This window comes from Lawsonibacter faecis (assembly GCF_014287675.1).
Classification (GTDB): domain Bacteria; phylum Bacillota; class Clostridia; order Oscillospirales; family Oscillospiraceae; genus Pseudoflavonifractor; species Pseudoflavonifractor faecis.
Genome location: NZ_JACOPQ010000006.1, coordinates 231,311 through 251,098, shown reverse-complemented (window position 1 = coordinate 251,098; position 19,788 = coordinate 231,311). Strand labels below are relative to the sequence as shown.

Genomic DNA, 19,788 nt, shown 5'->3' with positions numbered 1-19,788 from the left:
TCCTCCCCCAGGCGCTCATCCCAGGAGTTGGCCATGGTCGCCGCCGTGGGGAAGCAGGTTGCGGGGAGACTGGCGTTCAGCCCCAGGTGGTCCGCCGCCCCCGCCTGCTTGCGCAGCCCATGGGGGCCGTCCGACAGGTACATCTCCGGGATGCCCAGCCGCTTCACGGCCTTCGTCGTAAACTGGGTCCCCCCGCTCAGCAGACTGCATTTCTCTTCCAGCGTCATCCGTGCGATCAGGTCTAAGTATTTCATGCTTCATTTCTCCCTGATGTTAAGCCTGGCCTCCCATCCCAGAGGCGGGAACGGGAGGCCAGGCTATTGTAATGTGGCTGTTCGGTCAGCGCGGGATCTCTGTATGGGCCTTGCGCGGCTTAGGCTGGGCGTACTTTTCCGGATACCGCTTGGCGTCCCGGGCGCGTAAGACCATGTATGCGGCCATGACAATGATGAAGGCATAGACCACGACGTTTGCAATGGTCAGGCCGATGACCCAGGGGGCGGTCTTGTAGGTGATGACCGTGCCGGGAGCCAGCCCATCCATGGCCCGGCTGTTGGCGATTGCATAGCTCATGTTTTTGACGCAGCGGCGGATGACAGACACACCGGTGGGACTGGAGGTGTCCTGGATCATGGTGGTAAAGGCGTCGCCCCAGGCCATCCAGGTGTCGTTCCCGGCCCGTAGGGCCTGGTCCACGCTGTTAGAGCCGGCGTTCATCATCATATCTGTAATAACAAAGCCCTGGAAGCCCCACTCGTCCCGGAGAAGCTCGGTGTTCAGCGCATAACTGGAACCGCCCCAGGTGAAGCCCCAATAGTTCATACAGCCCATGACTGCGGTGGCGCCCCGCATAATCTTGGCGGATCGGCTGCCCTCGCTGTCGGAGATGTAATTGACAGTCATCCTGGCCTCCTTAATGGCCGTCTCGAAGGGCTTGAGGTAGAGTTCCCGGATAGCCTGCTCGTTGGCCCAGGTGGCCACACGACTGCGGTCATTGTCGTACATCTCCTGGTCGTTGAGCGCGAAGTGCTTGATGGTGGTGATAAGGCCCTGGTCGGAGCAACCGGATACTTCGCTCGCGGCCATCTGGCCGGACAGGACGGGGTCCTCGCTGTAGTACTCGAAGTTGCGGCCGGAGAAAGGAGAGCGGTGGAGGTTCATGGCGGGGGCATACCAACTATTGACCCCGGCTGCAATGGCCTCCTGACCCACCGCCTCGCCCATCTTGTACGCAAGGTCCCGGTTGAAAGTGGCGGCGATGATGGGCTCACAGGGATAGGCGGTATACTCGAAGGAGTCGGTGATGCTGCCCACGATGCCTTGGGGGCCGTCGTAGTCCACAGTAGCAGGCTTGCCAACAGAGACTACGGCTGCAGTCTGGTCATAGGAGGCGGCCAGGGCCACATAGAGGTTGGGGTCTGTAAGGTCGAGCTGGTCCAGCAAGGCATCCCACAGGGGGTCGTAGTAGCTCAGGCCCCGCAGAGAGGCCAGGGACAGGCCGTTTTCGGCCCCAGTAGTGGGCATATCAGCGGTATATACCTTGCTGCCCTCCATATTGCCGAGAACGGGGTCGGTGCTGAGATCCATCTGCTGGAGCGTCATCATCCCGGTGCCGTCGTCCGTACCGATACCAGCAGGGGCCATGCGCTCGTCGGCGCGGGGAGCGGTGGCGCTGTTCGTGAGCGAGCCGTTGGCCCGGGTGAGCTGACTGGTGGAGACCATATGGTCGGTCAGATCCTGGAAGAGATTGTGGGCAGCCAGGAATGTGGCGTCGGGGTCGGACTCTGCCGCCATGGGAACGCCGGAGGGAAGACCGTCCTCGTCCAGAATTGCCTGGGCGTCGATTTCGGACTGGCGGGGGTTGGTACCATCGTACCAAATTGTGCTGGAGACGGTAGTGGTCCTTACGTCGTACCTCTCGTGGGAGTTCTTGTTGACGCTGATCTCATAGTCGCCGCTTTCCAGCACATAGGCGCCGGTGGTGCCGTCGGGATTCTGACGGGTATAGCAGTAGGAGGCCATGTCTTCTTTGGCGAAGGTGAGGGTGACATCCTCATAAGCGCCGGGGGCGATCTCACCGGTTTTAGAAAATTCTACCAGGTTTGCGGTGGGTTTTTCGATACGGTTTTGAATGTCAAAATCGGTATAGGGCGGGTTATGGTAGACCTGCACCACATCCTTGCCCGCGACGGACCCGTTATTTGCGACCCGTACCGTCATAACGATTTCGTCCCCAGAGTCATCAAAGGACGTGATGGTCTGGGAGAAATCTGTCCCGTAGCTCAGGCCGAAGCCGAAGGGTACCTGCACGGCGTCGTCGTAGGTTTTGCCGTCCTGACCGAATACGCTGAAACTGCCGCCGGTGGCGGACACGGTCTCATAGTAGCGGTAACCTAGATAGACATTCTCCTCGTACTCGATGAAGTTCATCTCGGTCGGCTCACCCACTGTCTCTGGAAAACCGCCGGGGAGCATCATGAGGTTATCGTACTCCACATTGCCAAAATTGCTCATAACGGGGTCGGACATGATGTCGGTCATCCACAGGTCCACAGATTTGCCGGAGGGATTGACCTCGCCGCAGAGAATTTTGGCCATGGCCTCCAGACCCATGCCGCCGGGGCTGCCGATCCAAAGAACGGCATCGGCAGCCAGGTCGCCACCGTCGGCCATCAACTCGGAGATTTCCATGACGTTGGAGGTATTCAAAATGACCACGATTTTATCGCAGTTGGCTTTGGCAAAGCGGATCATATCCTTTTCGTCCTCGGAGAGCGCCAGCTGGTGGGGCGTACCGTCAAAGTACGCGCCGCCGTGGAGAGGACTGCCTTCCACATTCGCCAACAGGTCGCGGCCCTCGCCGCCCGCCCTGCCAATGAAGACAATGCCGGTAGTACCGGCGCAGGATGCCTCGGTGCCGGTATAGACTTCAGGAGAGTATTCAATGATTTTATGGGTCGAGCCGGTGAAACCACCCTTTTCGTCCGGATTCTCATATCCGTCCAGGCCCATACCGCGGGCGTGGGCGTGAGTAAGGGTGTTTTCCATGGTAGAGTTGACCGTAAAGTAGCGGTTCAGTGCGGACTGCGCGCTGACAATGCGGGAGGACTCAGTGTTCACATTGCCGGAACCGCTGCCGCCGTATACGGGAACCACGTAGCGGTAACCAAAGGGTGTCACTTCTGCGCCCTGTGCCAGGGGGAGCACGCCGTTGTTTTTGAAGAGGACCTCGCCCTCCTCGGCCAGGGTCAGAGCAGCCTCCTGGGAGAGCGCCATAAGCTCATCCCCGTCGGCGTAAAGTTCGGTGTAGTAGTCGGTGTCCCATGCTGATACATTCTCAGGGACCGTCACGACCTGCTTGCCTCGGCCCAGGAAAATGTCCATGGAGAGGGCGAAAAAATTCATCGCCCAGGTCGCGCCGATGATGAGGACCAGCAGTACCGCCAGCACGCTGGACCAGATGATGGTGAACTTTTTAGTGCCCATTTTCAATGTAGTTTTTGCCATTTCATTTCCTCCTTCAAATGATAACTGCTGTGTGGGAGGGGAGGGCCCCAGTGACTTGTACCCACTTGCTGGAATCCTGCCCTGAGTTCAGGAGGATCGTAACACATGAATACCGTGCCCGGACACTATTGGTAAAATCGGTTCGCCTGGAGGTATATTTGGTAAAAGGGCCGGCCCACTGGGCCGGCCCTTTTGGCAGATTGTATAAAAATTGAGAACTGTTTTTGACGAGATGAATGGATGCAAGAGAGCGGACACTCAGCTAAGGCTGAACAGGATATCCAGACTGAACCGATCCTCGGACACGCTCATACTAACGTCACCGCCGTAACGACCGATAATATACCGAATGCTTCTGGTGCCGAAACCGTGGAATTCCTTGTCCTCCTTAGTAGTCACAGGCAATCCATCCTCAAAAGACGGGGGCTGGGTACAGTAGTTTTCCAGATGAATAAGGAGCATCTCCCCCTCGGAAGTTACCCGCAGGCTGATGATGCGCCGCTCCTCTGCCGCAGGGATGACGCTTTCGATGGCGTTGTCTAGAGCGTTTCCAAAAAGGGAGCAGATGTCCGACGCCTCCATGAAATTCAGCTTTTCCCCGTCCACAATATAGCTGAATTTAATACGATATTTCTTGCAGATGAGGCTTTTCTCCGTCAATATCAAATCAAAGGCATCGTTGCCGGACTGGATCAAACTGTCGTAGATCATAACAGAGCGCTCCAGCTCCTCAATGGACTTCCGGCGCTGATCCCGGCTGTCCATATTCTCCAAGGCGGCGATCTGGTATTTCAGGTCATGACACTTGATGTTGATAATGTCGATGTTCTCCCGAGCCATTTCGTGCTGTTGTTTTTCCAGATGGAGCATGTATTCCAGCATCTCATTGTCGTGCTCCAGCTGGTTTCCCCGGGAGATGTTGAACTGCATGAACAGCCCCAGCGCACAGGCTATGACGCCATACAGGCGACAGATGATAAGGGTGGTGGAGCTGGTTTGAAAGTCGAGAAAGACCGAAAAGACCACGCTGCTGAGCAGCACCGCCAGGGAGAGGCCGACCATCCGCGGGTCAGCCCGCTTTAGTTCCCCGCGCTCCGTGTTGGGCCTGGCCAGAAGCCGGTAACAGGCATATCCCACGAGCACATACACGAGCAAATTGAGGACGACCTCATCCACCGCCTTTGGTATGATGTCCGCACCCCAGAACCGGCGTACAAAATATTTCAGAGCGGCCACGGCGGCGTAGGTCATGTGCTGGACGGCGTAGCCGGCTGTGCCCACGAACAGAACTTCTCGGAGCTGCGCCGTAAAGCAGCCGTATATCATCACCAAGGCTACACCGAACAGGATAAGATAGTAGAAGATGGACAGGGGATAGAATGGGTCGGGAATCAGGTTGACCAGTTTGATGTAGCCGTATCCAGCAGTAAAGTAAACCACCAGCATAGACAGTAGCCTAGCCCAGAAATACCTGCGCCGGGGAAGGACACAGGCGAAGAACCCTACTGCAATGAAGAGCTGAACAGAGAAATGAACGAAATAGGAGTAAATGTAATTTCCCATCAGAGCGCACCCCCCAGGTATTTCATCAGGCTGTCTACAAAGGGCTTTCGGTGCTGACGGCTGAGGGGCAGTGTGTCCTCTCCCACCAGGACAGTATCCCGGCTGGTCTTCCGCACGTGCTGAAGGTTAACAAGACAACCGCTGGTGCACCTGGCAAATCCGCAGTCCAGAAAGTCGGGTTCCTTCTCCAGAACAGTACCGCGCTCCCGGAATGCCCCCTGCTGTGTGTGATAGATCAGATAGTTTTTATCCTTTTCCAGGTAGTAAATCTGGGAGTAGGGCACCCGGACAAGCCCTCCCTCCCGGCTGAGCAACGCCTCGCGCTCGGGGCGGAGGCTACGGTACCGCAGGACCTTTTTCAATTTGTCAGCAAAGGTAAAATACTCAATGGGCTTTACCACAAAATCTAGGGCGTTGACTGCATAACCCCTGATTGCGTATTGGGCCATGTTGGTCACAAAGACGATACAGACACTCTGGTCCGCCGTCCGTAGCATCTGGGCTGTTTCCAGACCGTTCATACCCGGCATCTCAATGTCCAGGAAGACTGCGTCATAGGTTCCGGTATATCCGTCCATCAACTGAAAACCGCTGGTAAAAGAGATCGCATTGCAGGGAACGCCTTCCTCCCGTGAAAACCGCTCTACATACTCCTGCTGGAGGGTCAGAAATCTCTGGTCGTCATCCACTAGCGCAACTTTCACCGTTCCTCCCCCCCTAACATCACGCATTCGCTATGAGGCCATTATACATGGCGGCACATTGTTTCTCAACCGCCAGCCATCTGCCAAAACATAAAAATTTTTTGATAGGGGTTGACTTAGAGCGCACTCCAAGTGCTAAGGTTAATCAACAATGAAAGGGGGGCCGGAACTGTCGGGGGGCGCGTGGAGAAAGGCTTATCCATTGCTGGGGGCCAGGCGGAAGAAGGGGCAAGGGATGTTGTATAGTGATGCACAGCTTAACGAGACAGGTCTATTGATGACGGCTACAGAAGTCAGCCATGGCGGAGATGTGGGCGTTTCGGACCAACTCAAAACAACAAAACCGAAAAGTATGAGCAGGGGCTGATAGTAAAGAGCGGCAGCACCGCCGCACGAAGGAGGAACAAGAAGTGTCAAAAGCAGTAGATACTATTTTTGAGAGAGGCCCGGAAAACGACAGCTATGCAGAGTTTTTTGTTGGACGCAGCTATCTGAACATGCTCTCCACCGAGGGCGTGGTCATCGGAAACGTAACCTTTGAACCCAAGTGCCGGAACAACTGGCACATCCATCGTGCCACCAGCGGCGGCGGGCAGATCCTGCTGTGTACCTCCGGTCGAGGCTGGTATCAGGAGTGGGGCCGGGAAGCCCGGGAACTCCATCCCGGCGACGTGGTCCATATCCCCGCCGGTATTAAGCACTGGCACGGCGCGGCCAAGGACAGCTGGTTTGTCCATCTTGCCGTGGAGGTGCCCGGTGAGGGTGCAACAAACGAGTGGTGTGAGCCGGTCAGCGGCGAGGAGTATGATCAGCTGCCATAATTAGAAGAAGTACTTATATGGATCGATCCTATATTTTCTGCTACATGTTTATCCCCCGCCTAAGTAAAAGGTGATGTCAGGATCTGTCTACGGTACAGATTTTGATTTTTTCGATATAGGAAGAGGCGGCCACTTCTTATAAAGTGACCGCCTCTTCTAGCATTACTGTAGGTTGTGAGAGTTCGAGTCCTGTTTTGCCCCAAAACGGGGTAAAAATATCTATTGAAAAAAAGGTGAGATTTGGGGGTATAAAAACCCCGCAAAGCCTGATGCCGACTGGGTTTCCCCAGTCGGCATCTAAATTGGTACACAATGTTGGTGACCCAGCGGGGAGTCGAACTACAGATAATCTTGTAAAAACTTGTCGAGACTAGGGCTATGCGGTCAATTTACATTACGCTGAATGATGCGTCCCATTGTCGATATAGACTGTAGTAAGCGCGGTACGGCATGCCCTAAGGGGGGACGGTCCCGCCGCCGGCCGCAATCGGGTCCCACTCGATTCCGACTAGGTTGGGAAATACGTCCTTCCCAGGATTTAAAAAGCGGAGACCACAAATCGAGTGGCCTCCGCAGCTGTGTGATCCGGTTATGAGGCAACCGCTCCTAAGTAGGTCAAAGAAGATCCTGCGTCGGCTACTGTACTGCGATGCAATCGATTTGAAGATTACAGCCGTTGCCTTCCTCCAGGAACGTGATTTTGATTCTGCCGTTTGTCACATAAACAGTTCCGGAGATCTGCATATACTCCGTGCTGTGTGGGACTCTGCTATAGACGGTGCTTCCGCCGTAGTCGGACAGTTCCATCTGGCAAACGGAAGGATCGCCAGAGTCCTGCTTTACCCATGCAGTCACGACATGCGTACCATTTTGAAGACCGGTGACCGTCTGTTCCAGCTTCTGCGTGAACTGTGTGTCGTTCCAGAAGTAGCATTTATAATTGCCCTGATAGACGTCGCTCCCGTCCACGCCGGCGCTGCTGCCGGTTGCGATCCAACCGGTCAGATCTCCAGTTTCAAAGCCAAAATTTTGTACATCTCCACAGGGGAGGATCTTAACGTCATCGATTTGAAGATTGGCGCTTCCGCTTGCCTGCTCGTAAAAAGCGATGTTGAGGGATCCGCTTGTAACGCTGACCATGTCATAGATCCGAGCATAAGAATTGCCGTGGGGGATCTCTGTATATTGCACCGAGCCGCCGAATCCGCTCAACTCCATCCGGCAGATCTCCGGGGTACCGCTATACTGCTTGACTGCGGCGGAGACCAGGTAGGTTCCGTTTGGCAGCGTGAGGGTCTGATCGATTTTTTGCTGAAATGCCGAATCGGACCAGAAATAGCATTTGTAGCTGCCGCTGTACATATCGCTTGAGTCTACACCGCAGTTGGTGCCAGTAGCAGTCCAACCGGTCAAATCCCCTTTCTCGAAGCCGGAGTTGACCAGCTTGGCGGCCTGAACGTCAATGCAGTCCAAATTGAATGCACCGGTATCCTCTGCGCCTCTGGTGACAGTAATAAGATTTATCCCTTGATGCAGAGACAGATCAACCGTCACGCTTCCCCAATCATCCCATGTGGTCATGTTGGGCATGGCGAGGGAACTGGTAGAGTATATCTGCCCGTCTATCCCGCGGACATCAACGCTCCCTGTGCTGACTGCACCCGTGGCGTTGGCGTAGCGGACAGTTACTTGATAAATTCCCGCATAGTCGGCGTTGACGCCAAAAAGCACGTTGGCCCCGGCGTGTTCGCCGCTAAGCTGATCTACAAATCCGTTGCCGGACTGTCCGGTGTGGTCGTTGTTGAAGTGCGCACCGTTTCGGAAGGAGGCTGCCTCAGCCTCGTAGCGCACGGCGGTAGTGTCCCGCCGGTCGGGAGTGATGGTGATCATGCTCACATCATGGGGAGCCAGGCTGACCGTATAGCTTGACATGGAACCAAGATTGGTGTGATTCCAGACATCGTGGACGGAGCCGCCGTTGGTAAGCCCCAGGAGCTGCGCAAAATCAATGGACTTGGTCACGGTGGCATCCGAACGGTTGAAGAGGGCTACCACCCAGTCGCCGCGGGAGGTCTGGCCGATCCAACGCTCGGAATCGCGGCTGCCGGTGTCCGGCCCGCCGCTGTAGGAGGGCTCAAAGGGGTTGCCGTTGTAGTAGACGGGCTTGCCGACGAAGCCGTCTTTTTTAAGTGCAAGGATCTCGGGGTTGGTGAGATAGGAAAGATTGTTACCGATAGTATCATATTGGCTGGCCACCGCAAGGGGGGAACCCGCCATGGTAAAGAGTGAGATGGCAGAGCGCTTCTCGTTGTCTGCATAGGGACCAGTAAAATTTTGGATCCGCAGAAAATCTCCGTCCAGCGTCAGGTTTCCACGCCCGCCGATATCAGAGAAGCCTGTGAGTCCCTGGAAAGGGTTCGCCCATTGACAGAATCGGTCGTTCCAGGTCTGGCGCTCGTCGCCAAAGCTGCCCTTGTTCAACCAGGTCCAGTCGCCATTGGTGGTGTCGGTATCTACCCGCATCAAGTCGCCATACAGCACCTCGTTGGCGGCGTGGTTAAGAGAGTTCGGCATGACCAGGCTGACTTCCATATCGTCGCCAGCGGCCTCTGTGATCCACCTGAGTGCTTTGGCGTAGTTCTCGCTGCCCCAGGCCGGAACCCCTACGGGCGCCCCGCCGGAACCGGCGCCGGTCTCATACCAGCAGAGGAAATCCACACGCAGGAAGCGGACGCCCATATCCTTGAAGTATTTGACATAGCCCTGGATATACTCCTTGGCGCCTGTCTTGGTGACATCGGCAAAACCGGCTGTGTAGATATCCTGTATGGGAATATTAGTTCCAATAACCGTTTTGGATGGGTCATCGCGGACAGAGTCGATGATCCAGAGGGGATTATAGTATACCCCCATATCAAGGCCCTTGGATCGGCAATAGTCCGCCCAATACTGCCAATCGTGCTCCCAGTTGTCGTTATATTTAAAAAGATAGCCGTTTTCCGTTGTTTGAGTCGATCCGCCCAGCCAGCCGTCGGTGGTGACCATGGTGTAACCGGCAGGGAGCAGATTTTCAGCGACCCAATCTATATTGGCCTTCCAACGCGCCTCGTCGAGTGGCGCATCGGCGGTGAAGCAGGGTTCGTAGGCCGTCCAATAGAGAGGATAGAGCGACGTCCCCATCCGTGTGCTTTCGCTGTCACGTGCAGAAGCTGCTGGAACAAGGGCAAAGAGCATGACGAGGGTCAGACAGGACGCGATGACTTTGCGAGAAATCAATGTTTTCTTTTTCATAAGTCCTTTCCTCTCTTAATTAAATTTTTATGCTCGTTCTGATCAATGCTGCGCTTACATCACTCCCCCTACTGCGCAAATAAGATCTCTGCTATGGCGTTCAAAACTCCGGAGGGCAGACCCATGGTCTGCAGCTCACAGAATGCATAATCCGCACCGTTGCTGTGGGATATGCAGCGATAGATCCGGTCCTTTCCCTCGTAATCGATCCGCATCCCGTTCAGCAGCTCGAAAATGCGGTGGTCCACCGCGTTCTTAGCCAGAACGAGCGGCCCGGGAAAGTGCACGATGACCGTGCTGACACTGTCCAGGGGGGAGAGGTCCAAAATCAGCGCATTTCGCGCAGGATCGAACTTGTGGGAAAAGGACACCGGGTCCCCGCCGGCCTCCACCTCGATCCCGTCCATATCGTTCACGCCGACGAAGGCCAGTGTATGCTGCCGCTTCTGTGGCCGAACGTCTGCGGGATCCGGGCCGGGGATGATTTGGAAAGAGGCATTTTCTACACTGCCCCAGTGGAACTCGTAGCGTGTGACGGCGGACGCGCCGGACTGGTAGGCGGTGCTATCGCCGTCGTCCTCGTACAGCTCGAAGCTGCCGCTCCTGCCGCCGAAGATCCTCACGTCCATGTGGACGGGCAGGGCAGTCCCCTTCCGGACGGCCTCCTCCTCCGCTGTCAAGGGGACGATGGCCCCGGCGGGCGCCAAGACGGGGATCAGGTCCAGCGGACGGTAGAGATTGAGCTTGCGGCAGCCGTGGTAGCGCATACCGGTAAAGAAGTCGAAGTACAGCCGCTCCGGCAGCCAGGCCACCGTGTGGCCCAGCCCCAGATCCGGGTCGGCGGGGGCGGTGACGGGGCAGACGAGCAGTTCCTCGCCGAACGCATACTGGTTGGGCACCTCGTAGGCCGCCTCCTGGTCGGGGCAGTCGTAATACATGGGCCTGATCGGGAGCACGCCCTCCTGGCTGCATCGCCAGTTCAGGGTATAGAGGTACGGGATAAGCTGGTGGCGCAGGCGCAGGAAGCGCTTGAGGATGCCGCAGGCTGGCTCGCCAAATTTCCAGGGCTCCTTTCCGTTGAAGAGATTGGACGTGCTGTGCAGGCGCATGATGGGCGAGAACACCCCGAACTGCACCCAGCGGACCATCAGCTCCTCGTCCTTCCTACCTCCACAGTGCCCGCCGATATCGTGGCTCCACCAGCCGTAGCCGATGTTGGCCGCCGTGGCGGTGAAGAAGGGCTGAAAGTCCAGCGACGCCCAGCTGATGACGCTGTCCCCGGAGAAGCCCACCGGGTAGCGGTGGCTGCCCGGACCGGCGTAGCGGGAGAAAATCATGGGCCGCTTTCCCTGTGCGGCGCTCTCCAAAAAGTGAAAATGATTTAGCAGCCACAGCGGGTCCGCCCCCGGCAGACGGGCGGCCTCTCCCTGCTGCCAGTCGATCCACCAGAAGTCCACCCCGTCTTTCTCCAGCGGGCGGAGCAGGCACTCGAAGTAGGTCCGCACGAAAGCCGGATCGCAGAAGTCGAAGGGGATGGGCGCCCTTTTCTCGGCATCCCGCCCCAGCGCTCGGGCGGCGGCGGCGTACTGTTCCTCGTGGGGCTGTACGCCCTCCGCCGGGTGCAGGTTAAGGGTGACCTTCAGGCCGCGGTCGTGCAGACTGTCCAAAAATTCTGTGGGCCGGGGTATGAGCGCCCGGTTCCAGGTATAGCCGGTCCAGCCCTTCCCGTCCCTGGGGTCCACGTCTGTGATGTGCCAGTCCATATCCAGAACCGCCACGCTGAGGGGGACCCCCTCCTCCCGAAAGCGGTCCATGAGGGTTTCATAGTCCTCCGCGCTGTAGGGGTGGAAGCGGCTCCACCAGTTCCCCAGCGCATAGCGGGGGAGCAGCGGCGTACTGCCGCTGAGCCGGAAAAAGTCCCGGATGCACTCCTGGTAGGCGTAGCCGTACCCGAAGAAGTAGAGGTCTACTGTCCCCTCCCTGCGGGGCGCCACCCAGCCGTCCTCCAGCAGGAGCAGGGACGCGCTGTCGTCCAGCACGCTGTATCCCTGGAGCCTAGACTGCACACCGGGCTCCAGGGGCACCGCGCCGTCAGCCTGATCCAGTGTCCGGGCCGTGCCGCCCAGGTTTTCCGTCAGCGCTTCCCCATAGCGCCAGGTGCTGTAGATGCCGCGGCAGGCGCTGCGCACCTTGATGGATAGGCCGCCGGGGGAGAGGGGGCCCTTGTCGTAGAAGAGGCTGAGGTGCTCCGTGTGGATCTCCAGGCCGACGGGGGTGTCCTGGACATTGAAGGAGGGAACGTCGAACGCCCGGTTGACTGCGAGCTGGCTGGGCCGGTCCTCAAAGACGCCGTCCTGGGAATACTCGATGCGGACCAGGCGGGAGGTGAGCAGCGTAAAGCGGTAACGCTCCCCCTGGACCACGCTCTCAGGGCGGCAGCCGCCGTGAAGATACAGTGCGTCCATGGGCGCTACGCCCCCTCTCGGGCGGTCTCAAAGATCATGGGCCTGCCCTTGCAGCTCACCTTTCCGGCCCGGACCTCCACACAGCCGCCGTCCAGCAGGTTTACATACCGCCCGTCCGGCACGTCCACCGACAGGAGAGAGCACTCTCCACGGGTGCTGAAGATGCCGACCAGCTGGCGGTCTCCTGCGCGGTGGGTCGCGTACAAGACGCCGTGGGGCAGGGCGCGCACCTCGTATCTGCTGTCTGTGAGCAGGGGATGCTTCTTGACGGCATAGAGCTTTTGGAGCAGCGGGGACAGGTCCCTGCCGGTGTTCCACTCCACCGGATCCCTGTCGAAGAGGCTGGGCAGATGCTCACACGCCGCCTCCTGCCCCGCGTAGAGCAGCGTCATGCCCTTCTGAAAATAGGTAAAAGCCGTCCAATTCAAGAGCGCTGTCTCGTCGGGGAGGAGGAAAGCGGCCCGGGCGTTGTCGTGATTCTCCAGATAGCGGAGCTTCACGTAATTCTCGGGGTAGATGGCCTCCTGCTGGTCCACAGCCTCTGCGTACCGTCCCAGGGGGACCTTTCCCTCCAGACTGTCCTTGAAAATCGAGAAGATATCGTACTCATAGCAGACGTCAAAGGCCTGGAAAATCTCAGAATCGGAGAGGCTGACCATCCCCCGGGCGCGGTTTTCCACGGTGAAGACAGGCTCCACCGACTCGCTCAGCCAGAAGCAGCCGGGGCGGACCTTTTCCACCTCCTCCCTGGCCCGGAGCCAGAAGTCCAGAGGGATCAGGGGGGCCACGTCGCAGCGGAATCCGTCCACGATGGCCGCCCACTGCTTCAGAGTCTCGATCTGGTAGTCCCAAAGCCCGGGCTGGCCATAGTCCAGGTCGATCACGTCGGGCCACTCGCCCACCTTGTTGCCAAAGCTGCCGTCCGGCTTGTGGTAGAACCATTCGGGGTGGTGTTCCGCCAGCCAGGAGTCGGGGGAGGTGTGGTTATAGACCACGTCGATAATACACTTCATGCCGTGGGCGTGGATGTCGTCCACCAGCCGGATGAAGTCCTGCAGCGTGCCGTACTCCGGGTCCACCGCCCGGTAATCCCGGATGGCGTAGGGACTGCCCAGCTCGCCCTTGCGGGCGGTCTCCCCGATGGGGTGGATGGGCAGCAGCCAGACGATATCCACACCCAGGTCCCGGATCCGGTCCAGGTCCCGGCGGACCCCCTCAAAATCGCCGCCCGCGCTGTGGTTGCGGACAAAGACGGAGTACATCACCTGGTTCCGGTATGCCTTGCTCGTATTTTTAGCCATGTGAAAATTCCTCCTTGGTTCGCTCAGCCCTTTACCGCAGAGGCGGAGACCCCTTCGACAAAGCGTTTTTGGAAAATGATGTAGAAGATGACCACGGGGATGATGGCGATGGCGGTGGCGGCGAAGAGCCCCGCGTAGTCCGTGGAGTATCGTCCGCTGAACAGGTTGAGCGCCACCGACAAAAGCTGCTTGTCCCCGGAGCGGATGATGAGGTAGGGCCAGAGGTAGTCGTCCCAGGCCCAGAGGAACTGGAAGATGGAGATGCTGACGATGGAGTTGCGCAGCTGGGGGAGCACGATGCGGTGGAAGGTATAAAACTCGTTGGCGCCGTCGATCCGGGCCGCCTCCAGGATCTCGTTGGGGATGGAGGTGCAGGCCTGGCGCATCATAAAGATGCCAAAGGGCGTGAAGACGCTGGGGATGATGAGGGCCCGGTAGGTGTCCAGCCAGCCGAAGAACTGCATCATGCTGTAGCGGGGGATGATCGTCACCACGCCGGGGACCATCATGGTCATCAAAATAAGGGTAAAGAGCATCTGCCGGCCCTTGAACCTGTATTTGCAGAGGACGAAGCCCGCCAGGGCGCTGGTATACACCGTGACCACCGTGATCACCAGCGCGTAGAAGAGGCTGTTGAGGAAGTATCGGAGGAAGTCGAACTTTTGGAGCACATCGGCGTAGTTCTGGGCCGTGAAGTTCTGGGGCAGGAAGGTCTGCGCCAGGGCGTTGATCTCCGCGTTGGTCTTGAACGAGGAACAGAGCATCCAGAGAAAGGGGAGAATGGTCAGAACGCTACACACGATCAGAATGATGTTGAGAGAGGCGGAGCCTACCTTCTGTTTCATATCCCGCACCTCCCGTCAGGTATCGTCGCTCTTGCCGGAGACCTTGAAGGACAGCCCCGTCAAAAGTGCGATGAAGATAAACAGTACGAAGGACAGCGCCGAGGCGTATCCAAAATTGTACTTGGAGAACGCCTCCTCATAGATGAGGTAGGAGGCCAGGTAGGTCTGGGTGCCGGGCCCGCCCTGGGTGAGGACCATGACGGGGATATAGGTCTGGAAATAGGAGATCAGGGAGGTGATGACGATGAAGAGGATGGTGGGCTTGAGCAGCGGAAGGGTCAGGCGGCGGAACCGCTGCCACGCCCCCGCCCCGTCCACCTCGGCGGCCTCGTAGCAGTCCTGGGGCAGGGAGTACATCCCACCCAGCAGGATGATGACGGCATAGCCGAAATCCTTCCAGATGGTCAGGATCAGGATGGCGACCATGGCATACCGGCTGTCGAAGAGCCAGTTGATGTTGGTGTTCAGAAGCTGGTCCAGCAGGCCGATGCGGGGGTCGAAGATGAATTTCCACACGAAGGCGACGGCCACCAGCGGGGTGATGGTGGGCAGGTAGTAGAGCACCCGGTAGACGGACTTGTGCTTGATGAGCCTGGAGTAGAGCGCGCTGGCCAGCGCCAGGCCCAGGACCACCCGGAAGACCGTGGCCACGGCGGCGAAGAAAACGGTGTTCCCCATAGAGCGCCAGAAGAGGTCGCTGGTGAAGACCCTCTTCCAGTTGTCCAGCCCCAGGAAGTTCAACTGGCCCTTGAGCGGGTTCCACCGGAAGAAACTGCCCCCAAACACCATGAAGATGGGTATGACAAAGAAGGTAACAAAGAAGATCACCAGCGCGCATACCACGGTACCGCGCAGGATAACTTCGCTTCGGCTGCGGAGCGGGTTTTTCAGTCTGGCAGGCCGGTTCACAGGCAGTCGCTCCTTTCAGTGGAAACGGACACCTGCGGGCGGGGATCCGCCCGCAGGTGTCCGGCGTTTATGGGGTCAATCCAGAGCCTCGCCGGCGTACTTGTACATGGACTCCTGGGAGGTAAAGTCCAGGTTCGCCAGGTCGTCGTTGATGGCCTTCTCCGCGTCTGCCAGCGCGGCGTCCAAGTCCTTGCCGTTGTAGAAGACGTCCTCCAGCATGATCTTTACATTGTCCTCCACTGTGCTGGGCATGGCGCCGGGCCAGATATAGCGGTCGATGTGGTCGGCCAGGACGGAGATGCTGGGGATGGCCAGCAGATCCGCGTCGCTCTGGAGGCTGGCCTTGGCCGGGAAGACGGCGTTGGCCAGGCAGAACTCCTTTTGGATGCCGTCGTTGGCCAGGAAGAAGCGGATGATGTCCTGGGCCACCGCCTGCTGCTCGGCGGAGGCGTTCTTATTCACGCCGAAGGTGGATTCGCCGTTGTAGCGGTGGTAGGCGTAGGGGACCTCCGCCGTGGGGGCCGGGATCTCGAAGCAGGCGAAGTGGGTGTCGGGGAAGTTCTGGGCAAGTACGTTGGTCATAAAGCCCCACCCGAGGTACATGGCCACGGAGCCCTGGCCGAAGTTGTCGCCGGAGTTGTTGCCAAAGTTGTAGTCGCACACGCCGTCCACCAGGTACATATCCTTCAGCCGCTGGATGACGGACTTCATGGCGTCGTTGTTCAGGGTGACCTTGTTGTCCGAAGTGAAGAGGTCCTGGCCGTACTGGTACTGCATGCCCAGCACGTCGCCCTGGATGCCGCCGTTATAGCTGAAGCCCGCCTGGACCAGGTTGCCGGCGTCGTCCCGAATGGTGAGCTTCTTGGCCACCTCCCGGAACTCGTCCCAGGTCTTGGGGATGTCCGCGTCGGTGAGGCCGGCGGCCGCCCACATATCGACGTTATAGTACATGGTCGCCGTCATCAGGCCGTAGTCGGTATAGTAGATCTTGCCGTCGATCACGTGGCCGGAGGCGCCCACGAACTCGGCCTTCAGGTCGTCCACGGGGATGTCGTAGGGCGCCAGATAGCCGATCAGGTTGTCGTGCTGGCCGTTATGTACGTTGAAGATCGCGGGGCCGTCTTTTCCCTGAAGCGCCAGGGGAAGCTTGGTCCAGTAGTCGTCCCAGGGGTTTTCCACCAGGGTGATGTGGACGTTGGGATGGATCGCGGTGTATTGATCGGCCAGGGCCTGAAACAGGTTGGCCGCGCCGGTCCAGTACCAGAACTCGATGTCGATGTCCTGGCCGCCGTTGACGGGCTGGTTGGGGTCGTACTGGATCACGTCCCCCATCACGGGAAGGGCTTCCTGGGACTGGGAGGGCTCCGCAGGCTGGGAGCTGGTGGGCTGCTGGTCCGACGGAGTTGATGCGGGGGGCGTGGATCCCGTCGCCTGCTGGGGGCCGCAGCCCGCCAGGCCGGCAAGGAGCGCGATCGCAAGGACAGAGACCGCCAGTTTCTGCATTTTCATAAATATCCTCCTCTAGTCAAAATTGTTTCCTAATGGTATATCGCTAAACTAATTGAATTATATATCTCACGCTTAAAATGTCAAGAGCATTTGTTTAATTTGTATATATTAACGATTTATAGTTAAAAGTTGTGTGCAATTTAACAACTAAATAAAATATATCGCTAAACTATTATAACTTGCTAAATAAAGAAGTAAAATATAAAATTTATAGTTGCATTTCCACTAAAATGCGTTTATGATTAAGTTTAATAATAAACCTACGGAGCGTGAGATGCAATGGTCACATTGAAAGATATTGCACGAGAGGCTGGAGTCAGTGTGATGACCGTCTCCAACGTGGTGAATGGAAATCTCTCTAAGGTGTCAAAGGAGAACGCTCAGCGCATCCGTGAGATCATTGAGCGGCGTGGATATGTCCCCAATGCATCCGCCCGCAGCCTCGCGAAGAACAGAGCGAATATCATTGCCATCATCCTGCGCGGCGCCGAGAATGAGAACACGCTGGAGAACCCTCACAACGCCGCGCTGGTGGGGACCATCATCCAAAAAATACAAAAGCGTGGATACTATACCATGGTGAACATGATGAAGTGCCGTGAGGACATCACCCAGAGCCTGCGCACCTGGAATGTGGACGGGGCGGTCTTCCTCGGTATGTTTGACGACGAGATCGAGGAGATGTGCGCCGCGTCCGACATCCCCATGGTCTTTATCGACAGCTACAGCAGCGTCCGGCAGCTCTCTAACGTGGGGATCGACGACTACAAGGGCGGCAGGCTGGCCGCGCGTCATCTCATTGCCTGCGGCCACCGGAGCATCGCGTTCGTCAGCCCGCCGGTCCTCCGCACCGGCGTGGTGCAGCACCGCTTTGCCGGGTTCTGCGACGAGCTGGAGCAGCATGGGATATCCTTTCGGTCGGAGCATCAGTTCGTTCTGGAGTCCGATGTCCGACCGGAGGACACCATGGAGCTGGGGCGGAGGCTGGCCCAGCTCCGGGAGAAGTTCTCCGCCGTCTTCGTCACCAGCGACCAGATCGCCTCCTATCTGATCCAGGGGATGCGCAGCACCGGCATACGGATACCGGACGATATGTCCATCATCGGCTTTGACGATCTGATGATCTGCCGCCAGATGACCCCTCAGCTCACCACCATTGCACAGGACCTGGAGGAGAAGGCGCGTCTCTCGGTAGATATCCTCTTCCGCCGTCTGAGCGCCCCCGCCGCTCCCGCCGAATCCCTGGTGCTCGATGTCACACTGGTGGAGCGGGAGTCAGTGGCGGTCAAGCGCTGAAATGCAGGCCTCCTGGTGGCTCGGGTGGGATTGCGATGGTATATCTTGCTGGATCACAGTTGGTAGAGGCGTGGGAGCATCAAATCGCGACAGGCGGAGGCCACAAAACAGTGTGGTCTCCGCCTGCGCTCCTTTATTCGTCTGTGGGAGTTCGAGTCCTGTTTTGCTCAAAAACGGGGGAAAAATATCTATTGAAAAAAAGGTGAGATTTGGGGGTATAAAAACCCCGCAAAGCCTGATGCCGACTGGGTTTCCCCAGTCGGCATCTATTTTGGTACACAATGTTGCTGACCCAGCGGGGAGTCGAACTAAGAGTTACTTTGCCGAATCGTGCTTATAAACACATGGACGCTTTCTTTTTAATGTAAGGACATGGGCACTGATAAATGCGACCAGTGGCACCGTTAAGATGATTCCAATAGACCCGGCGATACCCTGCAGAATTTCGATGGACATCATGTCGCTGTTGATAATCTGTAGGAACGGATAGTCATATGCCTGAAATAAAATCAGCATATTGAGGGCTGAACCGGCAAAAGCCAGGATCAATGTGTTCGCCATGGTACCCATTGCGTCCCTGCCGATGTTCATGCCGGAGCGGAAGAGCTGCCGGGCGGTCAGTTCGGGGTTGAGGGCGTGCAGCTCATGGCAGGAGGAGGCAATGGACATGGCGACGTCCATCACTGCGCCCAGCGCGGCGATGAGGACGCCGCAGACAAGCAGACTGCTGATGTGGAGCCCCTGGTCGCTGGCGCGGAGCACCAATTCTTCCGCTTCAGACATATTGAAGCCGTTTAGCGGTGTCAGGGTTCCGACCACTGCGGCAAAGATTCCGGCGGCGGCGACGCCGCCCACACAGCCGAGCGTCGCACAGAGCGTCTTGCGGGAAAAGCCTGTGAGCAGCAGGAGAGAAGCCGCAGCGGAGACCGCCACAAAGCCGACCGTAGCCGGAATCGGCGGTATTCCACGTAAAAGTAGAGGAATAAGCAAAAACCACAGGCAGATCACAGTAAAGATAAGGCCCAGTAAGGCCATTAACCCCTTCTTCCCGCCGATGACCACCAGAAGCAGGGAAAACACCAGCACAAAGCCGCAAATAACGAGCCCCCGGTCGTAATTGACAAAAGAGACGATATATGGCTCGCCATTCTCATCATAATCCAACCGGACGATGACGCGGGTGCCCTCCTTGGCCTCGATGTTGGCATAGGCGCTCATGAAGTTGGTGCCAGTGAGAAGCTCACCCTTGTATTCTCCGCCCAGGAGCTCCACCTCCAGGGTCTGGCTGCCCATACGGCGGCCCTCGGACCAATCGTTTGCCCGGGCGTTATCTGTGAGGACGGAGAGCACCCGCGCAGGCACGTAGGTCTTCAGGCTGGCTGAGGTGGGCACCGTGCCGGGCACAGGCCGGTTGAGCAGTACCAGCGCGGCGAGAAAGCCCGCCAAGAGGAGAAGGCCGATCCCCAGCCGCAGCAAGCGGCCCGGTAGCAGAAGTTCCTTCAGCCGGTTCGGCAGGCCGGCCTGTTGTCCGGAACCCTGTTTCTTTCCCGTCTTTATCTTTTTCTTCTTGGTCATAT

12 protein-coding genes and 1 pseudogene are annotated in these 19,788 nt (G+C 57.7%); 2 read left to right on the top strand and 11 right to left on the bottom strand.

Translation table 11 applies throughout. The features are described from left to right. The 4 genes and pseudogenes from H8S62_RS09805 to H8S62_RS09790 form a co-directional block, all read right to left on the bottom strand. Positions 1 to 254 (bottom strand): annotated as a pseudogene (locus H8S62_RS09805) (glycosyl hydrolase); the annotation flags it as partial. 85 nt (positions 255 to 339) lie between these two features. Further along, positions 340 to 3,507, bottom strand: coding sequence for a glycoside hydrolase family 3 N-terminal domain-containing protein (locus tag H8S62_RS09800; RefSeq protein WP_155147427.1), 3,168 nt, complete (start codon positions 3,505 to 3,507; stop codon positions 340 to 342). 258 nt (positions 3,508 to 3,765) lie between these two features. Next, positions 3,766 to 5,070: a sensor histidine kinase gene (locus H8S62_RS09795; RefSeq protein ID WP_186919145.1), complete on the bottom strand. Its 1,305-nt coding sequence runs from the start codon at positions 5,068 to 5,070 to the stop codon at positions 3,766 to 3,768. Beyond that, a complete protein-coding gene (locus H8S62_RS09790) occupies positions 5,070 to 5,774 on the bottom strand; it encodes a response regulator (RefSeq protein WP_173023822.1) in 705 nt (234 codons plus the stop codon). Before H8S62_RS09790 ends, H8S62_RS09795 begins: the two co-directional genes overlap by 1 nt. A 410-nt stretch (positions 5,775 to 6,184) precedes the next feature. On the opposite strand from H8S62_RS09790, the gene H8S62_RS09785 reads away from it, so the two are divergent. After that, positions 6,185 to 6,595, top strand: coding sequence for a cupin domain-containing protein (locus H8S62_RS09785; protein WP_186919143.1), 411 nt, complete (start codon positions 6,185 to 6,187; stop codon positions 6,593 to 6,595). Positions 6,596 to 7,231: 636 nt separating this feature from the next. Here the strand turns inward: H8S62_RS09785 and H8S62_RS09780 are convergent. The 6 genes from H8S62_RS09780 to H8S62_RS09755 all read right to left on the bottom strand — a co-directional run bounded on the left by H8S62_RS09780 (position 7,232) and on the right by H8S62_RS09755 (position 16,915). Beyond that, positions 7,232 to 9,886 (bottom strand): carbohydrate binding domain-containing protein, encoded by a 2,655-nt coding sequence (locus H8S62_RS09780; protein ID WP_186919142.1) that lies wholly within the window; start codon positions 9,884 to 9,886, stop codon positions 7,232 to 7,234. Positions 9,887 to 9,954: 68 nt separating this feature from the next. Then, a complete protein-coding gene (locus H8S62_RS09775) occupies positions 9,955 to 12,351 on the bottom strand; it encodes a glycoside hydrolase family 31 protein (protein WP_186919141.1) in 2,397 nt (798 codons plus the stop codon). Between the two features lie 5 nt (positions 12,352 to 12,356). Further along, complete coding sequence (locus tag H8S62_RS09770; protein ID WP_155147419.1) at positions 12,357 to 13,652, bottom strand: alpha-amylase family glycosyl hydrolase; 1,296 nt, start codon at positions 13,650 to 13,652, stop codon at positions 12,357 to 12,359. Positions 13,653 to 13,675: 23 nt separating this feature from the next. Beyond that, a complete protein-coding gene (locus tag H8S62_RS09765; RefSeq protein ID WP_155147417.1) occupies positions 13,676 to 14,497 on the bottom strand; it encodes a carbohydrate ABC transporter permease in 822 nt (273 codons plus the stop codon). 15 nt (positions 14,498 to 14,512) lie between these two features. Next, the gene (locus tag H8S62_RS09760; RefSeq protein WP_341481041.1) at positions 14,513 to 15,406 is read right to left on the bottom strand and encodes a carbohydrate ABC transporter permease; all 894 of its coding nucleotides are present in this window, start codon (positions 15,404 to 15,406) and stop codon (positions 14,513 to 14,515) included. Positions 15,407 to 15,481: 75 nt separating this feature from the next. Then, a complete protein-coding gene (locus tag H8S62_RS09755; RefSeq protein ID WP_155147415.1) occupies positions 15,482 to 16,915 on the bottom strand; it encodes an extracellular solute-binding protein in 1,434 nt (477 codons plus the stop codon). Positions 16,916 to 17,194: 279 nt separating this feature from the next. Here H8S62_RS09755 and H8S62_RS09750 point away from each other — a divergent pair, with 279 nt between their 5' ends. Continuing rightward, positions 17,195 to 18,211 (top strand): LacI family DNA-binding transcriptional regulator, encoded by a 1,017-nt coding sequence (locus H8S62_RS09750; RefSeq protein WP_155147413.1) that lies wholly within the window; start codon positions 17,195 to 17,197, stop codon positions 18,209 to 18,211. 315 nt (positions 18,212 to 18,526) lie between these two features. Here H8S62_RS09750 and H8S62_RS09745 read toward each other — a convergent pair whose 3' ends face one another. Next, entirely contained in the window at positions 18,527 to 19,786 is a 1,260-nt protein-coding gene (locus tag H8S62_RS09745; protein WP_155147411.1) for a YibE/F family protein, read from the bottom strand. Positions 19,787 to 19,788 lie beyond the last annotated feature (2 nt).